The sequence below is a fragment of the Bradyrhizobium sp. Ken51 genome, from assembly GCF_055807435.1.
On the sequence record NZ_JBVVPB010000011.1, the window covers coordinates 1 to 16307 of the forward strand.

Annotated in this window: 14 protein-coding genes and 1 pseudogene; 13 read left to right on the forward strand and 2 right to left on the reverse strand. The window is 64.5% G+C overall.

Annotated features, from left to right (window positions below; all coding sequences use genetic code 11):
* Positions 1-96: pseudogene (locus tag AC0L27_RS19370) on the reverse strand (LabA-like NYN domain-containing protein); the annotation flags it as partial.
* A gap of 329 nt (positions 97-425) precedes the next feature.
* On the opposite strand from AC0L27_RS19370, the gene rpoZ reads away from it, so the two are divergent.
* From rpoZ to AC0L27_RS19435, 13 genes are all read left to right on the forward strand, one after another.
* A complete protein-coding gene (gene rpoZ, locus AC0L27_RS19375) occupies positions 426-818 on the forward strand; it encodes a DNA-directed RNA polymerase subunit omega (protein ID WP_007603391.1) in 393 nt (130 codons plus the stop codon).
* A gap of 207 nt (positions 819-1025) precedes the next feature.
* The gene (locus AC0L27_RS19380) at positions 1026-3311 is read left to right on the forward strand and encodes a RelA/SpoT family protein (protein WP_275167885.1); all 2286 of its coding nucleotides are present in this window, start codon (positions 1026-1028) and stop codon (positions 3309-3311) included.
* 45 nt (positions 3312-3356) lie between these two features.
* Entirely contained in the window at positions 3357-4109 is a 753-nt protein-coding gene (locus tag AC0L27_RS19385) for a pyridoxine 5'-phosphate synthase (protein ID WP_354210739.1), read from the forward strand.
* On the forward strand, positions 4106-4525 hold the full coding sequence (gene acpS, locus AC0L27_RS19390; RefSeq protein ID WP_354210740.1) for a holo-ACP synthase: 420 nt from the start codon (positions 4106-4108) through the stop codon (positions 4523-4525). The genes AC0L27_RS19385 and acpS overlap by 4 nt, the downstream gene beginning before the upstream one ends.
* A 248-nt stretch (positions 4526-4773) precedes the next feature.
* Positions 4774-5538, forward strand: coding sequence for a signal peptidase I (lepB, locus tag AC0L27_RS19395; protein WP_275167883.1), 765 nt, complete (start codon positions 4774-4776; stop codon positions 5536-5538).
* Positions 5535-6401, forward strand: a complete 867-nt coding sequence (gene rnc / locus AC0L27_RS19400) for a ribonuclease III (RefSeq protein ID WP_275167882.1) — start codon at positions 5535-5537, stop codon at positions 6399-6401. The genes lepB and rnc overlap by 4 nt, the downstream gene beginning before the upstream one ends.
* Positions 6391-7317: a GTPase Era gene (era, locus tag AC0L27_RS19405; RefSeq protein ID WP_354210741.1), complete on the forward strand. Its 927-nt coding sequence runs from the start codon at positions 6391-6393 to the stop codon at positions 7315-7317. Before rnc ends, era begins: the two co-directional genes overlap by 11 nt.
* A gap of 21 nt (positions 7318-7338) precedes the next feature.
* Positions 7339-7719 carry a hypothetical protein gene (locus tag AC0L27_RS19410; RefSeq protein ID WP_275167881.1) on the forward strand — a complete coding sequence of 127 codons (381 nt, stop codon included), beginning with the start codon at positions 7339-7341 and terminating at the stop codon, positions 7717-7719.
* Between the two features lie 90 nt (positions 7720-7809).
* Positions 7810-8562, forward strand: a complete 753-nt coding sequence (gene recO / locus AC0L27_RS19415; protein ID WP_473320043.1) for a DNA repair protein RecO — start codon at positions 7810-7812, stop codon at positions 8560-8562.
* A 99-nt stretch (positions 8563-8661) separates the two neighbouring features.
* Complete coding sequence (locus AC0L27_RS19420; RefSeq protein ID WP_354210743.1) at positions 8662-8946, forward strand: hypothetical protein; 285 nt, start codon at positions 8662-8664, stop codon at positions 8944-8946.
* A gap of 61 nt (positions 8947-9007) precedes the next feature.
* Entirely contained in the window at positions 9008-11266 is a 2259-nt protein-coding gene (gene parC, locus AC0L27_RS19425) for a DNA topoisomerase IV subunit A (protein ID WP_354210744.1), read from the forward strand.
* A 255-nt stretch (positions 11267-11521) separates the two neighbouring features.
* Positions 11522-13072 carry an ABC transporter substrate-binding protein gene (locus tag AC0L27_RS19430; RefSeq protein WP_354210745.1) on the forward strand — a complete coding sequence of 517 codons (1551 nt, stop codon included), beginning with the start codon at positions 11522-11524 and terminating at the stop codon, positions 13070-13072.
* A gap of 4 nt (positions 13073-13076) precedes the next feature.
* A complete protein-coding gene (locus tag AC0L27_RS19435) occupies positions 13077-14621 on the forward strand; it encodes a GMC family oxidoreductase (protein WP_354210746.1) in 1545 nt (514 codons plus the stop codon).
* Positions 14622-14676: 55 nt separating this feature from the next.
* Here the strand turns inward: AC0L27_RS19435 and AC0L27_RS19440 are convergent, their stop codons facing one another.
* Positions 14677-15891 carry a YeeE/YedE family protein gene (locus AC0L27_RS19440; RefSeq protein WP_473320045.1) on the reverse strand — a complete coding sequence of 405 codons (1215 nt, stop codon included), beginning with the start codon at positions 15889-15891 and terminating at the stop codon, positions 14677-14679.
* Positions 15892-16307 lie beyond the last annotated feature (416 nt).

Below are 16307 nucleotides of genomic sequence, written 5' to 3' on the forward strand. Positions count from 1 at the left end.
CTTGTAATCGATGTCGAAGCCCAGAGTTTTCGCCGTCGCGTAGAGATTGGCTCCATCGATGAAGAGCGCGATCTTGTCGGTAGAGGAAGGTGACATTCAGTTTGCTCGCGTAGAGTTCGTGATTGATCGTTTATTGTTGGCGCGGCGACAGCAAGCCGCGCACTTCTAAAGTCCCGCCGAAACCCGTCGAAACCGCAAATCCGGAGAAGTCGGGGCAATCAAGGTATAGTTATGGCCAACTTGCATAGACCCGGCGCTGCCGTCGCCAACAACCCGGGAAACCACCCATCCCAGCCCCAATGTGGGGGTAGCAGAGCCGTTTGGCGAGGCCAAATCACAAATTGGCCTTGCGAAACCCTCCCGGCCCCTATAACTAGCGGCATTCATCCACATATTTCGTCCCACCCACAACGGAGCGACAGTCGATGGCTCGCGTCACCGTAGAAGATTGTATCGACAAGGTCGACAACCGGTTTGACCTGGTCCTGCTGGCCGCCCACCGCGCCCGCATGATTTCGTCTGGTTCACAACTAACGGTTGACCGCGATAACGACAAGAACCCTGTTGTGTCTTTGCGCGAAATTGCAGAGACCACCATTTCGCCGGAGGACCTCCGCGAGGAGCTGGTGCATTCGCTGCAGAAGTTCGTCGAGGTCGACGAGCCCGAGCCGGACACTGTGCCGCTGATCGGTTCCGCCGGTGCAAGCGTGGATGCAGACGATACCGAAGTCGCCGTGGAGCGCATGACAGAAGAAGAGCTCCTGAAGGGTCTCGAAGGCCTCGCGCCGCCCGAGGAGCAGCCCGAGGAAGACGAGTAAATCGTCCCGTCGCGCTCATCGACTTCTTTGTGATCTGATAAGGCCCGAACCGTCGTTCGGGCCTTTGCTTTTGTTGGCGTTTTCGTGGTTACCATAGCGTCGTCGGTTCGCGCCTGTCCCTGTCACTGAATTGATCGGACACGCGCGCGATCGGCGCTAAGATGTATACAACGGGCTGTGTCGTGGTCCGTTTGAAGGCAGGACGGCATGGTATATCGACGCCGCACACCAGCGCAGATGCAGGCCGCAACCGAATCGGTTGCCGTGGCCCCGACTGCGCCGGTGGCACGCCCGGCGAAGCCTCGCGCCCGCATGATGCGTCAATATGACCTCGTCGAGCGTGTCAGGTCCTACAATCCCAACACCGACGAAGATTTGCTGAACCGCGCCTATGTCTACGCCATGAAAGCGCATGGCTCGCAGACCCGCGCCTCGGGCGACCCGTACTTCTCCCATCCGCTCGAAGTGGCGGCGATTCTGACCGACCTGAAGCTCGACGACGCCACCATCGTGGCTGCGCTGCTCCACGACACGATCGAGGACACCGAAGCGACGCGGGCCGAGATCGACCAGATCTTCGGGCCCGAGATCGGCGCGCTGGTCGAGGGCCTGACCAAGCTGAAGCGGCTGGAGCTGGTGTCGCGGGAGGCCAAGCAGGCCGAAAATCTGCGCAAATTGTTGCTGGCGATTGCCGACGACGTTCGCGTGCTCCTGGTGAAGCTCGCCGATCGCCTGCACAACATGCGCACGCTGGACTTCGTGCCGACGGAATCGCGACGGCGCATTGCCGAGGAGACGCTCGACATCTATGCGCCGCTGGCAGGGCGCATGGGCATGCAGGAGATGCGCGAGGAGCTGGAGGACCTGTCGTTCCGGACCCTCGACCCGGAAGCCTATTCGGTGGTGATGCAGCGGCTCGATGCGCTGGCGGAGCGCAACCGCAACCTGATCGGCGAAATCGAGGACCAGCTCTCCAACAATCTGCGCCACCGGGGTCTTGGGGCGCGGGTCTATGGCCGCCGCAAGAAGCCATTTTCGATCTGGACCAAGATGGAGCGCAAGTCGGTCGGCTTCGAGCAATTGTCCGACATCTTCGGCTTCCGCGTCGTCGTCAACGATATCGAAGCCTGCTATCGCGCGCTCGGCATCGTCCACACCAACTGGCCGGTCGTGCCCGGGCGGTTCAAGGACTACATCTCGACGCCGAAGCAGAACGATTATCGCTCGATCCACACCACCGTGATCGGCCCCGGCAACCAGCGCGTCGAGTTGCAGATCCGCACCGAGGCGATGGACCAGATCGCCGAGCGCGGCATCGCCGCGCACGTGTTCTACAAGGAAGGCGTGGGCTCGCCGACCGAATTCCTCAAGCGCGAGTCCAATGCGTTCGCCTGGTTGCGCCACACCATCGGCATCCTCTCGGAGAGCGCCAACCCCGAGGAATTCCTCGAGCACACCAAGCTCGAGCTGTTCCACGACCAGGTGTTCTGCTTCACCCCGAAGGGCAAGCTGATCGCGCTGCCGCGCCATGCCAACGTGATCGACTTCGCCTATGCCGTGCATACCGACGTCGGCAACAGCGCAGTGGGCTGCAAGATCAACGGCCAGTTTGCGCCGCTGTCATCGGAGCTCCAGAACGGCGACGAAGTCGAGGTGCTGACCTCGGAAGCGCAAGCGGCGCCGCCGTCCGCATGGGAAACACTCGCGGTCACCGGAAAGGCGCGCGCCGCGATCCGCCGCGCCACCAGGACCGCGGTGCGCGATCAATATGTCGGTCTCGGCCGACGGATCGTCGAGCGCCTGTTCGAGCGCGCCAAGATCGAATATGCCGACGACAAGCTCAAGGGCGCGCTGCCGCGGCTCGCGCGGACGTCGATCGAGGATGTCATGGCGGCCGTGGGGCGCGGCGAGATCAAGGCCTCCCACGTCGCGCGTGCGATGTATCCCGACTACAAGGAGGAGCGCATCGCGCGCTACGGCGTCAAGAAGGGGCTTGCCGCCAAGCTCAAGGAGAAGTCGTCCGAACCGCCGCGCAGCCCGGTCGCGATCCCGATCCGCGGCATCAATTCCGACCTGCCGGTGAAGTTCGCGCCGAACGGCGGCGCGGTGCCCGGTGACCGCATCGTCGGCATCGTCACGCCGGGCGAGGGCATCACCATCTACCCGATCCAGGCGCCGGCCCTGAAGGATTTCGAGGAAGAGCCGGAGCGCTGGCTCGACGTGCGCTGGGACATCGAGGACTCCGCGCCGCAGCGCTTCCCGGCCCGCATCAAGGTCGAGAACGTCAACGAGCCCGGCGCGCTGGCGCAGATCGCGACCGTGATCGCCGAGCACGACGGCAACATCGACAACATCAGCATGCAGCGCCGCTCACCGGATTTCACCGAGACGACGATCGATCTCGAAGTCTACGATCTCAAGCATTTGAGCGCGATCCTGGCCCAACTGCGCGCGAAGGCGGTCGTCGCCCGCGCCGAACGTGTTAATGGATAGACGCCTCCCGTCCTGGTCTATTCCTATGATTCCGTGAGTCCTGAAATGCCTGCACCTCCGCTCCGCCTCGGCGTCAATGTCGACCATGTCGCGACCCTGCGTAACGCGCGCGGCGGCCGCAACCCCGATCCGGTGCGCGCGGCGCTGGTGGCGATCGAGGCCGGTGCCGACGGCATCACCGCTCATTTGCGTGAGGATCGCCGGCACATCCGCGACGAGGACATGGCGCGGCTGAAAGCCGAGATCTCCAAGCCGCTCAATTTCGAGATGGCGGCGACCGACGACATGATGCGCATTTCGCTCGCCACTAGACCGCACGCGGTGTGCCTCGTGCCGGAGCGCCGCCAGGAGGTGACGACCGAAGGCGGGCTCGACGTCGTCGGCCAGCACAATGCGCTGGCGCCCTATATCGCGCGGCTGAACGATGCCGGCATCCGGGTGTCGCTGTTCATTGCGGCCGATACCGCCCAGATCGAGATGGCGGCGCGGCTGCGCGCGCCCGTGATCGAGATCCACACCGGCGCCTGGTGCGACGCTGTCGTCGACGGCCACGCCGACAAGGCCGAGGCCGAATGGCGGCGGATCGTGGCGGGGGCGAAGCTGGCGAAGGAAGCGGGGCTGGAGGTTCACGCCGGACACGGGCTGGACTACGCGACGGCGGAGACGATCGCAGCCTTGCCTGAGATCATGGAGCTCAACATCGGGTACTACATGATCGGCGAAGCCCTGTTCGTCGGTCTCGCCGAGACGGTTCGCGGCATGCGCGCGGCGATGGACCGCGGCCGGAGCCGGGCATGATCATCGGCATCGGCTCCGATCTGATCGATATCACCCGGGTCGGCAAGGTGATCGACCGCCATGGCGAGCGCTTCCTCGACCGCATCTTCACCGCGGCCGAGCGGGCCAAGGCGGAGCGGCGCGCCAAGAACGAGAAGATGGTGGTGGCAACCTACGCCAAGCGCTTCGCCGCCAAGGAGGCCTGCTCCAAAGCGCTCGGCACCGGCATCAGGCGCGGCGTATGGTGGCGCGACATGGGGGTGGTCAACCTGCCGGGAGGGCGGCCAACCATGCAATTGACGGGCGGGGCGCTGGCCCGGCTCCAGGCCCTGACGCCGGAGGGGTTCGCGCCGCAGATCGACCTGTCGATCACCGATGACTGGCCGTTGGCACAGGCCTTCGTCATCATTTCCGCCGTGCCGCTGGCCAAACCCTGAAGGCGCCCCGATCATTTTATAATTCGCTTTCAAAATCAAGCGCTTATGCAGTTTTGATGCGATCCTTGATTGCGTGGTCTCCGACAACCGTCTAAAAGTCCGCGGACGCAAATCAGGCTGGGCGAATTCGGCTTTACGCCGGAATTGGCCCTCATTATCAGAATCAGGACAATCTCCTTCGGCCGCGAGCGATGGGCTGTTCGCGGGAGGAGGGCGCGCTGTGACCGCCCGCCGGAATTGAGAGAGCAATGAGCGTGACTTCAGGAACGAAAACTGAGAGCGGCGTCGGCGAAACGATCCGGGTCGTCATCCACGCTCTCCTGATCGCGCTGGTGATCCGCACCTTCCTGTTTCAGCCGTTCAACATCCCATCCGGCTCGATGAAGGCGACACTGCTGGTCGGCGACTATCTGTTCGTCTCGAAATATTCCTACGGCTACAGCCACTACTCGATCCCGTTCTCGCCGCCGCTGTTCTCGGGGCGGATCTGGGGCTCGGACCCGAACCGCGGCGACATCGTCGTATTCCGCCTGCCGAAGGACGATTCCACCGACTACATCAAGCGCGTGATCGGCCTTCCCGGCGACCGCATCCAGATGCGGGACGGGCTGCTCTACATCAACGACGCGCCGGTCGAGCGGCAGCGCATGAGCGAATTTGTCGGCGAGGACCCCTGCGGCGCTGAAGGCAGCGGCGTCTCCCGGGTGAAGCGCTGGAAGGAAACGCTCCCTAACGGCGTGTCCTACGAGACGCTGGACTGCGCCGATAACGGCTACGTCGACAACACCAACGTCTACACCGTGCCGACCGGCCACTTCTTCATGATGGGCGACAACCGCGACAACTCCACCGACAGCCGCTTCCTCGGTCAGGTCGGCTACGTGCCCCAGGAGAATTTGATCGGGCGCGCCCAGATGATCTTCTTCTCGATCGCCGAAGGCGAGCATGCCTGGATGTTCTGGCGCTGGCCCTGGGCGGTGCGCTGGAATCGCTTCTTCAAAATCGTCCGATGAAAGACGAAGCCAAGGACATCGCGACCCTGCCGACCGAGGCGCAAGCGGGCCCCGACGGCGAAGCTGCGACCAAGAGTCTTGAGAACAAGACCCTTGAGATCAAGACGCCTGAAAACAAGGCGCCTGCAAAGAAGAAGCGGGTGCGGAGCAGCAAGGCCAGGGGCTCGGATGCGAATGCGGGGCTCGAGGCACGCATCGGCTACAGCTTTGCCGATCCGAACCTCTTGATGCAAGGCATCACGCATGTCTCCGCGCTGAAGTCCGGGCGCAAGCGCGGCGACAGCTATCAGCGGCTGGAATTCCTCGGCGACCACGTGCTCGGGCTCGTCGTCTCCGACATGCTCTATCACACCTTCCCGAACGCCGACGAAGGCGAGCTGTCCAAGCGACTTGCCGAACTGGTGCGCAAAGAGAGCTGCGCCGATGTCGCCAAGTCGCTCGGTCTGCTCGACGACATCAAGCTCGGCTCGGTCGGCTCCAGCGCCGACGCGCGCCTGCGCAAGAGCGTGCTCGGCGACATCTGCGAGGCCGTGATCGGCGCCGTCTTCCTCGACGGCGGCTACGCGGCGGCGGCCGACTTCGTCAAGCGCAACTGGACCGAGCGCATGCACAAGCCGCGGCGTCCGTTGCGCGATCCCAAGACCGTTCTCCAGGAATGGGCGCAGGGCAAGGGATTGCCGACGCCGGTTTACCGCGAGGTCGAGCGCACCGGCCCGCATCACGATCCGCAATTCCGCGTCGCGGTCGACCTGCCGGGACTCGCTCCGGCGGAAGGTATTGGCGGCAGCAAGCGCGCGGCAGAGAAGGTGGCAGCTTCAGTGATGATCGAACGTGAAGGCGTTGGCGGCGGCAATGACGGTTGAAGCAAGCGGCGAGGTGCCCACTGCGACGCGCTGCGGCTTCGTCGCGCTGATCGGCGCGCCCAACGTCGGCAAATCCACGCTGGTCAACGCGCTGGTCGGGGCCAAGGTCACGATCGTGTCGCGCAAGGTGCAGACCACGCGCGCGCTGATCCGCGGCATCGTGATCGAGAACAACGCGCAGATCATCCTGGTCGATACGCCCGGCATCTTCCTGCCCAAGCGCCGGCTCGACCGCGCCATGGTCTCGACCGCCTGGAGCGGCGCGCATGATGCCGATCTCGTCTGCGTGCTGCTGGATGCCAAGGCCGGCATCGACGAGGAAGCCGAGGCGATCCTCACCAAGGTCGCCAGCGTCAAGCACGAGAAGATTTTGGTCATCAACAAGGTCGACCTGGTCCAGCGCGAGAAGCTGCTGGCGCTGGCGCAGGCCGCCAACGAGCGCATGGCGTTCGCAAAGACCTTTATGATCGCGGCGATTTCCGGCGACGGCGTGGACGATCTCAGGCATACACTGGCCGAGATCGTGCCGCCGGGTCCGTTCCTCTATCCCGAAGACCAGATGTCGGACGCGCCGATGCGGCAGCTTGCGGCCGAGATCACCCGCGAGAAGATCTTTCGCAAGCTGCACCAGGAATTGCCCTACCAGTCCACGGTCGAGACCGATAAGTGGGAGGAGCGCAAGGACAAGTCGGTGCGCATCGAGCAGACGATTTTCGTCGAGCGCGAAAGCCAGCGCAAGATCGTGCTCGGCGCGGGCGGCGCCACCATCAAGTCGATCGGCGCGGACTCGCGCAAGGAGATCGGCGAGATCCTGGGCGTGCCGGTGCACCTGTTCCTGTTCGTCAAGGTGCGCGAGAACTGGAGCGACGATCCTGATCGCTACCGCGAGATGGGCCTGGAATTTCCCAAAGAATAACCAAGAAAAGATCGGTCAGCGATGAGCGTACCCAGCAACGTACGGCGCTTCGAAGCGTTGCTCTATGCATCGTTGATGCTTGATGCCTTGTCGGTGGCGGTGCAGGACCGCACGCCCACAGCCGAGATGACCGAGCAGATGATCATGACGTCGATGCTGTTCGCCGGCGGCATGATCCTGCTGCTGGTCTATTTCGTCAGGCTGGCCGCGCACGGGCGCAAGAACTGGCCGCGCTGGGTGCTGGCGGCAGCGCTCGTGCTGTCGGTGATCTCGCTCGGCCAGATCATCGGCCAGAAGGGCATGGAACTCGACAGCGCCATCGAGATCGTCTCCTGCGTGCTGACGGCGATGGGGCTGTATTTCTCGTTTCGCGGCGACGCGCAGGGCTGGTTTAACGCGTAAGGCCGCGCCGGGTGGATTAGCGGCGCTTCAGCTTCCGGCCCCGCCCAATCCGCCCTACGATTGAAGACCGGAATCCGCTAGACTTCACCGATGGAATGGACCGACGAAGGCATCGTGCTGGGGGTGCGGCGGCATGGCGAATCTAGCGCCATCGTCGAGCTGCTGACCCGTGCGCACGGCCGCCATCTCGGTCTCGTCCGCGGCGGCGCAGGCTCGCGGATGCGGCCGCTGCTGCAGCCCGGCAACAGCCTCAGCGTGGTGTGGCGGGCGCGGCTCGACGAGCATCTCGGCACCTATGCCATCGAGGGCCTCAAGCTGCGGGCGGCGACGCTGCTGGGATCATCCCACGGCGTCTACGGCATCACCCATCTCGCCTCGATCGCGCGGTTGCTGCCAGAGCGCGATCCGCACGAAAACCTCCTGGCGCTGCTCGAACATTCGCTGGACGATTTCGACGACATCGGCAGCGCCGCCGTACACGTGATCCATTTCGAGCTGGCGATGCTCACCGAACTCGGCTTCGGGCTGGCGCTGGAAAACTGCGCGGTGACCGGAGAGACCACGGACCTGATCTACGTCTCGCCCAAATCCGGCGGCGCGGTGTCGCGCGGGGCGGGCGAGCCGTGGCGCGACCGCCTGTTGCGGCTGCCGCCATTCCTGCGCCAGGGCGAGGTGCACGGCGACCTCACCGACGAGGATCTCCAGGACGGCTTTCGACTGACCGGCCTTTTCCTGCTGCGCCACGTGCTGGAGCCGCGCGGGCAGGGCCATTCCGACGCGCGGGCAGGCTTCATCAACGCGCTGATTCGACAGCAGGCAAAGGCCACAGTGCCCGCGCCATGAGCCTGACGCGGCTCTGCATTGTCGCAATATGTCGGTCCGCTGTGGAACGAAACCGGGTTTCCCTGACTTGCCCCCGGGGTTCCAACCGGGGATATCCTGATGCTGATCAAGGGACTTGTGATATCGGCAGCGCTGATCGCGCTGGCGCCGGACGCCCTCGCGGGTGAACAGCCGGGCGTCTTTCGCCGTGCCTCCTGTACCGTCGTCAGATTCTATGTGGCCAAATATTCCGCTGCAGCCGCAGAGGCATGGGCCCGGTCCAAGGGCGCGACGGAGGCCGAGATCGAGACGGCCCGGCGGTGCCTGACCAATGCCCCGGTCACCGCGCAGGCTAAAGCCGCGCCACCCACCCAGACCTTCACCGCAGGCTGGGCCGGCCAGTAGGCCGCCTACAGGGAACCAATCGATCCTTGCCCGATTCGCTTCCACGGTTTAACCGGGCGGCATGGGAAAACGATTGATTCCGCCGGAGGAACCGGCCGAAATTCACGAGGTGCCGCTGCGTGAGGCGCTGGAAGAGCGCTATCTTGCCTACGCGCTCTCCACCATCATGCACCGCGCGCTGCCCGATGCGCGCGACGGCCTGAAGCCGGTGCACCGGCGCATCCTCTACGGCATGCGCCTGCTCCGGCTCGACCCGGGCACGGCGTTCAAGAAATCCGCCAAAATCGTCGGCGACGTGATGGGCTCGTTCCATCCGCACGGCGACCAGGCGATCTACGACGCCATGGTGCGTCTCGCCCAGGATTTCTCCTCGCGATACCCGCTGGTCGACGGCCAGGGCAATTTCGGCAATATCGACGGCGATAATCCCGCCGCCTACCGCTACACCGAAGCGCGCATGACCGACGTCGCGCGGCTTCTGCTCGACGGCATCGATGAGGACGGGGTCGAATTCCGCCCCAATTACGATGGCCAGTCGAAAGAGCCGATCGTCCTGCCCGGCGGCTTCCCGAACCTGCTCGCCAACGGTGCGCAAGGTATCGCGGTCGGCATGGCAACCTCGATCCCGCCGCACAACGCCGCCGAGCTCTGCGACGCCGCGCTGCATCTGATCGAGAAGCCCGACGCAAAATCCAAGGCGCTGCTGAAATGGGTGAAGGGTCCGGATTTCCCGACCGGCGGCATCTGCGTCGATTCAAAGCAGGCGATCGCTGAAGCCTACACCACCGGCCGCGGTTCGTTTCGCGTCCGCTCCCGATGGGAGCAGGAAGAGGGCGCGCGCGGCACCTGGGTCGTCGTCGTCACCGAGATACCCTTTCTGGTGCAGAAGTCGCGGCTGATCGAGAAGATCGCCGAGCTGCTGGACCAGAAGAAGCTGCCGCTGGTCGGCGACATCAGGGACGAGTCGGCCGAAGACGTCCGTATTGTGATCGAGCCGAAATCGAAGAACGTCGATCCCGCGCTGATGATGGAATCGCTGTTCCGGCTGACCGAGCTCGAAAACAAGATTCCGCTGAACCTCAACGTGCTGATCAAGGGCCGCATTCCCAAAGTCGTGGGGCTCGCGGAATGCTTGCGCGAATGGCTCGACCATCTGCGCGACGTGCTGATCCGTCGCACCAATCATCGCAAGGCCGAAATCGAGCGCCGTCTGGAGATTCTCGGCGGCTTGCTGATTGCCTATCTCAACATCGACGAGGTGATCAGGATCATCCGCAATGAGGACGAGCCAAAGCCGGCGCTGATCAAGGCGTTCAAGCTCACCGAGGTGCAGGCCGAAGCCATCCTCAACATGCGGCTGCGAAGCCTGCGCAAGCTCGAGGAGATGGAGATCCGCAGCGAGGACAAGGATCTTCGCAAGGAGCTGAAGGGCATCGAGGGATTGCTGGCGTCCGAACCCGAGCAGTGGAAGAAGGTCGGCGAGCAGGTCGGAAAGGTCCGCGACATGTTCGGACCGAAGACCCCGCTCGGCAAGCGCCGCACCACCTTTGCCGACGCGCCCGAACACGATCTCGCCGCGATCGAAGAGGCTCTGGTCGAGCGCGAGCCGGTGACGGTCGTGGTCTCCGACAAGGGCTGGATCCGCACCCTCAAGGGCCACGTCGAGGATCTCTCGGGCCTGGCTTTCAAGCAGGACGACAAGCTCGGGTTCGCGTTCTTCGCGGAAACGACCTCGAAGCTGCTGCTGTTCGCCACTAACGGCAAGTTCTATTCGCTCGATGTCGCAAAACTTCCGGGCGGCCGCGGTCACGGCGAGCCGATCCGCCAGTTCATCGATCTCGAGCCGGAGGCCGCGCCGGTCACGCTGTTCGTCAACAAGGGCGGACGCAAATTCCTGGTCGCGAGCCACGAGGGCCAGGGCTTTGTGGTCAACGAGGACGATTGCGTCGGCACCACCAAGAAGGGCAAGCAGGTCCTCAATGTCGACATGCCGAACGAGGCGCGCACGGTCACCGAAGTGCTCGGCGATACCGTCGCGGTCATCGGCGAGAACCGCAAGATGCTTGTGTTCCCGCTCGACCAGGTACCGGAGATGGCCCGCGGCCGCGGCGTGCGCTTGCAGAAGTACAAGGACGGCGGCCTCTCGGACATCGTCGTGTTCGACGCCAAGACGGGCCTGACCTGGAAAGACTCCGCAGGACGCGAATTCTCTGCGACCATGAAGGAGCTCGCCGAGTGGAAAGGCTCCCGCGCCGACGCCGGCCGTCTGCCGCCGAAGGGATTCCCGAAGTCGAACAAGTTCGGCAGGGTGATCGGGTAGGGCTGGCCGTCGCCATATCGACAGTGTCATGCCCCCGCGTAGGCGGGGCATCCAGTACGCCGCGACTTCTCGGCTCAATCATAGCTTTTTCTGGAATACTGGATCGCCCGGTCAAGCCGGGCGATGACAGTGAGGGTGTGGCGCGCAAACGCGCGGCAGATAGCCGTGTGCGCATGAGTGCTTTCATCGAACGGGCACGAACATTGCTTTTTCCTGGCGACTGCAAACGTTTCAGTCAAAACGGCAAAGGCACCAATGTCCAAACTGAAGGCTTTTATTCCAGCGCTGTTCGCCTTGGCGCTGACCGCGGCACCGGCGCATGCGGCAGGCAATCTCGTCGCGGTGCTCGAGGCGGAGATCGTCACGCTCGATCCGCATTTCTCCACGGCCTATATTTCGCGCACGTTCGGCTACATGGTGTTCGACACGCTGTTTGCGAAGGATTCCAAAGGCGAGATCAAGCCGCAGATGGTGCAGGACTGGAAGGTCTCCGCCGACGGCTTGACCTACAGTTTCACGCTGCGCGATGGCCTGAAATGGCATGACGTCCAGCCGGTCACCGCCGCCGATTGCGTCGCTTCGCTGCGGCGCTGGGGCACCCGCAGTGCGCTCGGCCGCCGCATCTTCGCGATCACGGCCTCGCTCGAACCGACCGACGCAAAAACCTTCGTGCTGACGCTGAAGGAGCCGTCTGGTCTCGTCATCGACGCACTCGGCAATCCCGTCAGCCCGGTCGCCTTCATGATGCCTGAGCGCATTGCCAAAACGCCCGGCGACCAGCGCATCACCGAGATCGTCGGCTCCGGCCCGTTCGTCTACAGCAAAGCCGGTCACCGCACCGGCGATCGCATGGTCCTGAAGAAGTTCGCCGACTATGTGCCGCGTCCCGAGCCTGCCGACTTCCTCGCCGGCGGCAAGCGCGTCAACCTCGATACGCTCGAGATCCGCGTCATTCCAGATGGCGCGACTGCAGCCTCCGCGCTGCAGGCCGGCGAAGTCGATTTCATGCAATACGCGCCGTTCGATCTGCTGCCGACCATGGAGAAGAACTCACGGGTGAAGCTGGTCAATTTCACCGGCGGCAACATGTTCGCCGGAGCTTATCGCCTCAATGCCGCATCAAAGCCGTTCGACGATCCCGCCATCAGACGCGTGCTGTGGAAGCTGGTCGATCAGCGCGAGGTGCTGGACGCACTCGGCCTGGACGCCAAATACGCGGCACCTTGCGCGACGTACTTCACCTGCGGCACCACCTATGACAGCAAGGCCGGGACTGACGCCGCAGTCAGCCCGTCGATCGAGGCGGCGAGAGCCGCGCTGAAGGCGACAAAATATGCCGGCGAGCCTGTCATCGTGATGGAGGCCAACGATCTTGAAGCCCCGCGCGTCTCGGCGCAGGTGCTGGCCGAGCGGCTGAAACAGGCCGGCTTCACCGTCGACCTCCAGGTGATGGACTGGGCGAGCGTGCTGGCGCGCCGCGCCAAGAAGGAGGGCTGGAGCGTCTATGGCGTTCACGCCGGCGGCTTCGACCTCGGCTCGCCGCTGACCAACGTGATGGTTGCCTTCAATTGCGCCGATTTCACCGGCTGGCAGTGCGATGCGCGCATCACGCCGCTGATGGAAGCCTTTGCCAAGGCGCCCGCCGAGGAGGGTCGCAAGAAGATCGCAGGCGAGATCCAGGCCGTCATGTACGATCAGGCACCCGCAATACCGTGGGGCCAATTCGCCCAGCCCGCCGCCTCTCGCGCCAGTTTGCGCGGTCTGATACCGTCCGCCATCCCGGTGTTCTGGAACGTTGAGAAGTAGCGCGATGTACGATGTCATTGTTGTCGGCGGCGGCTCCGCCGGCGCCGCTGTTGCGGCACGGCTCTCGGAAGATCCCGCACGGCGCGTCCTGCTGCTGGAGGCGGGTCTGGACTGGCGCGCCGACGAGGCGCCCTGGGAGGTGATGACGCCGAATCCCATCCCGATCATCCACAAGCGCGAGTACCAGGAGAAGTGGCAATGGCCTGATATTCTGACGCGCCGTGTGGCCGGCCAGGAGCCGCGCTTCTACTGGCGCGGCAAGGGGCTCGGCGGCTCGTCGATGATGAACGGCCAGATCGCCATCCGCGGCGTCGCCGATGCGTTCGACGAATGGGCCGCCAATGGCTGCACCGGCTGGTCGGCCAAGGACGTGATGCCGTTGTTCTCTGTGATCGAGGATGACCTGGAATTCGGCGACCTCGCAGGCCACGGCCGCGGCGGACCGCTGCCGGTCTATCGGGCGCCGCCGGAAAAATGGGGGCCGATCGATCGCGGCTTGCGCGATGCGGCGCTGGCGAGCGGCTATCCCTGGTGCGCCGACGTCAACGGCCCTGATGGCGAGGGCGTCGCTTGCTATCCCATCAACAGCCGCGACAGCCGCCGCATCACCACCAACGAGGGATATCTCGAGCCCGCGCGCGGTCGCGCCAATCTGGAAATTCGCGGGCATGCGCTGGTCGACCGCGTGCTGATCAGCGACGGAAGGGCGACCGGCCTCCGCGTCCACATCGAGGGGCAGGGCACCAGCGATATCAGCGCGCGCCAGATCGTGCTGTGCGCCGGCGCCATCCACAGCCCGGCGATCCTGCTACGCTCGGGCATCGGACCCGCGGATGAGCTGAAGGCGATGGGCATCGCGGTCGAGCGCGACCTGCCGGTCGGCAAGCACTTCTTCGACCATCCGCTGTTTCGCGCCACGATCCAGCTCCACGAAAACCTGCGGCCCACCGATCCCGACACCCGCCACACCAATTGCTGCGTGACCTATTCGTCGGGCCTCGCCGACGGCGGCAAGCGCGACATGATCCTGATCGCTTTCAACCACCGCGGCATCGGCGTGCCGGGCGCGATCGGCGCCGGGCTGTTCAACGCGTATTCTCGTGGCACGCTCAAGCTGGCCTCGACCGATCCCGCGATCGATCCTGTCGTCGAGGAGAACATGCTGGCCGATCCCCGCGACATGCTGCGCATGATGGATGCGGTGAAGCGGCTGGCCGTGATCACCTCCGAGCCGGCGCTATCAGGCATCGCCGACTGGATCCGGCTCGCCGACACGGATCTGACGCTGCCGCAGGCTGCGGCCTTGCCGGATCACGAGCTCGACGCGCTGCTGCGCCGTGAGACCGGCGATATCCAGCACGCTGCCGGCAGTTGCCGGATGACCGGCGTCAACGACGCCGACGGCGTGGTCAATCCTGATGGTACGGTGAAGGGCATCGCGGGCCTGCGCGTCGCCGACGCCTCGATCATGCCGTCGGATTGCCGGGCCAACACCCACTTCACGACGGTGGTGATCGGGGAAGCGATCGCGCGGATGATGATGCGTTGAGTTCAATCGCCGGTCCCGCCATGACGGTCTGACGAAACAGCGCGCAGACGAAGACCTACCGCTCGACGGCCAGGCCGAACAGCGGTCGGAGCTGTGTCCCCAGAATGTTGCCGACGAAAGCCGCGACCAGCCAGCACCAGCCATGCAGGCTGCCCGATGCGATCCCGCTGAAGTAGGCGCCGATATTGCAGCCATAGGCGAGCCGGGCGCCATACCCGAGCAGCAGGCCGCCGATGATGGCGGCGAGGAGCGAGGATGCGGAGATGCGCCAGGTCGGATGGAATTTGCCGGCGAGGCCAGCGGCCAGCAACGCTCCGAGGATGATGCCGAAATCCATCACGGAGGTGATGTCGGCGAAGACGCTTTGCTGCAGCGACGGAGCGCGCGGGCCCTGCCAATAGGGCCATGACGCGACGTCGACGCCGAGGCTCATCAGGATCTTCGATCCCCAGAGCGCGAAAGCGGAGGTGATGCCCCATGGGCGCCCTGCGAGATACAGCGTGGCGAAATTTCCGATCGCGAGCAGGATCGCGCCCCACAGCAGCGGCCACGGCCCCTGCATGAAGCGGCGTAGGCCTTGCAGCTTCGTCCGCGCTCCCGGCTCGAGTTCGCCGTGCCGGCCGATCTCGGCCCTGACGGTGGTGAGGTAGATCGCAGCCATCACGGCCCAGCAGAGCACGAGCGCCGGCAGCCATCCGAGCCGTTCGATCAACGAGACGGCGCCGATGTTCGGCGGCGCGCTCCACCACGGCAGATGCAACGCACCGAGCGTCGATCCGGCGATGAAGGCCGCCAGTGTCACCAGCATCCGGGTGTTGCCGCCGCCGGCGGTATAAAGCGTTCCCGACGCGCAGCCGCCGCCGAGCTGCATTCCAAGGCCGAACAGGAACGCCCCGGTCAGCATGCCCACGCCCACCGCGCCGAGCTCGCCATGCACGGCGACGCCGAACAGCGTACCTTGCGCGAGGGCCGGAAAGAACAGGGCCGTCGCCAGCGCCAGCATGACCATTTGCGCACGGAGACCGGCGCCCCGTCGCGCCACAATGAAGACGCGCCAGGCCGAGGTGAACCCGAACAGCGCATGATACAGCGTCAGGCCAAGTGCGCCTCCGAGAAGAAACAACAATCCCTGTTGCCACGAGATCGTGCCTGACAAGGCCGCTGCGCCCGCCAGAAGAATTGCCGCCGCGACAACGACGACCGTGAAATTGGCGCCGTGCCGATCATTGTCAGGGGCAAGCAGTCGAGCATCGATAGATAGATCGGTCATGGCACATCCAAGAAGCGGATTTCTTCGGCAGTGGGAGCTAACCGGGGCGAATTCTTCCCGTTCCAATCTTCCACCTTGGAACTGATGCGATGGCGCTAGGAAAGGCTGTCATGCCCCGGCTCGACCGGGGCATCCAGTACGCCGCGGCTTCTCGATCACGATCGTCTCGGAGTACTGGGTCGCCGGTCAAGCCGGGCGATGACACCGAGGGTGAGGTTCGCCCAGCCATCGCTCCGTTACACGTTTCAAACAGCGGACGAGAGTTCGCGATCTCGCGGCGCGTTCCGCCCGAGTTTTGCCCGATCGCATCACCCTCGTTGAGACAAGGGCGCAGGGAAGGCCGGGCGCCGGCTGGCACCCGCAGGTCCGTGCGCGACAGAAATGCACACGGGGTGGACCACAGGTTCGCCGGATCG

Bases quoted from the DNA above. Each gene is read 5' to 3' on its own strand.
- AC0L27_RS19410 (WP_275167881.1), top strand. From the start codon at position 7,339: ATGAGCGTACCCAGCAACGTACGGCGCTTCGAAGCGTTGCTCTATGCA.
- AC0L27_RS19380 (WP_275167885.1), top strand. From the start codon at position 1,026: ATGGTATATCGACGCCGCACACCAGCGCAGATGCAGGCCGCAACCGAA.
- recO (WP_473320043.1), top strand. From the start codon at position 7,810: ATGGAATGGACCGACGAAGGCATCGTGCTGGGGGTGCGGCGGCATGGC.
- rnc (WP_275167882.1), top strand. From the start codon at position 5,535: ATGAAAGACGAAGCCAAGGACATCGCGACCCTGCCGACCGAGGCGCAA.
- rpoZ (WP_007603391.1), top strand. From the start codon at position 426: ATGGCTCGCGTCACCGTAGAAGATTGTATCGACAAGGTCGACAACCGG.
- acpS (WP_354210740.1), top strand. From the start codon at position 4,106: ATGATCATCGGCATCGGCTCCGATCTGATCGATATCACCCGGGTCGGC.
- AC0L27_RS19435 (WP_354210746.1), top strand. From the start codon at position 13,077: ATGTACGATGTCATTGTTGTCGGCGGCGGCTCCGCCGGCGCCGCTGTT.
- AC0L27_RS19440 (WP_473320045.1), bottom strand. From the start codon at position 15,891: ATGACCGATCTATCTATCGATGCTCGACTGCTTGCCCCTGACAATGAT.
- era (WP_354210741.1), top strand. From the start codon at position 6,391: ATGACGGTTGAAGCAAGCGGCGAGGTGCCCACTGCGACGCGCTGCGGC.
- lepB (WP_275167883.1), top strand. From the start codon at position 4,774: ATGAGCGTGACTTCAGGAACGAAAACTGAGAGCGGCGTCGGCGAAACG.
- AC0L27_RS19430 (WP_354210745.1), top strand. From the start codon at position 11,522: ATGTCCAAACTGAAGGCTTTTATTCCAGCGCTGTTCGCCTTGGCGCTG.
- AC0L27_RS19385 (WP_354210739.1), top strand. From the start codon at position 3,357: ATGCCTGCACCTCCGCTCCGCCTCGGCGTCAATGTCGACCATGTCGCG.
- AC0L27_RS19420 (WP_354210743.1), top strand. From the start codon at position 8,662: ATGCTGATCAAGGGACTTGTGATATCGGCAGCGCTGATCGCGCTGGCG.
- parC (WP_354210744.1), top strand. From the start codon at position 9,008: ATGGGAAAACGATTGATTCCGCCGGAGGAACCGGCCGAAATTCACGAG.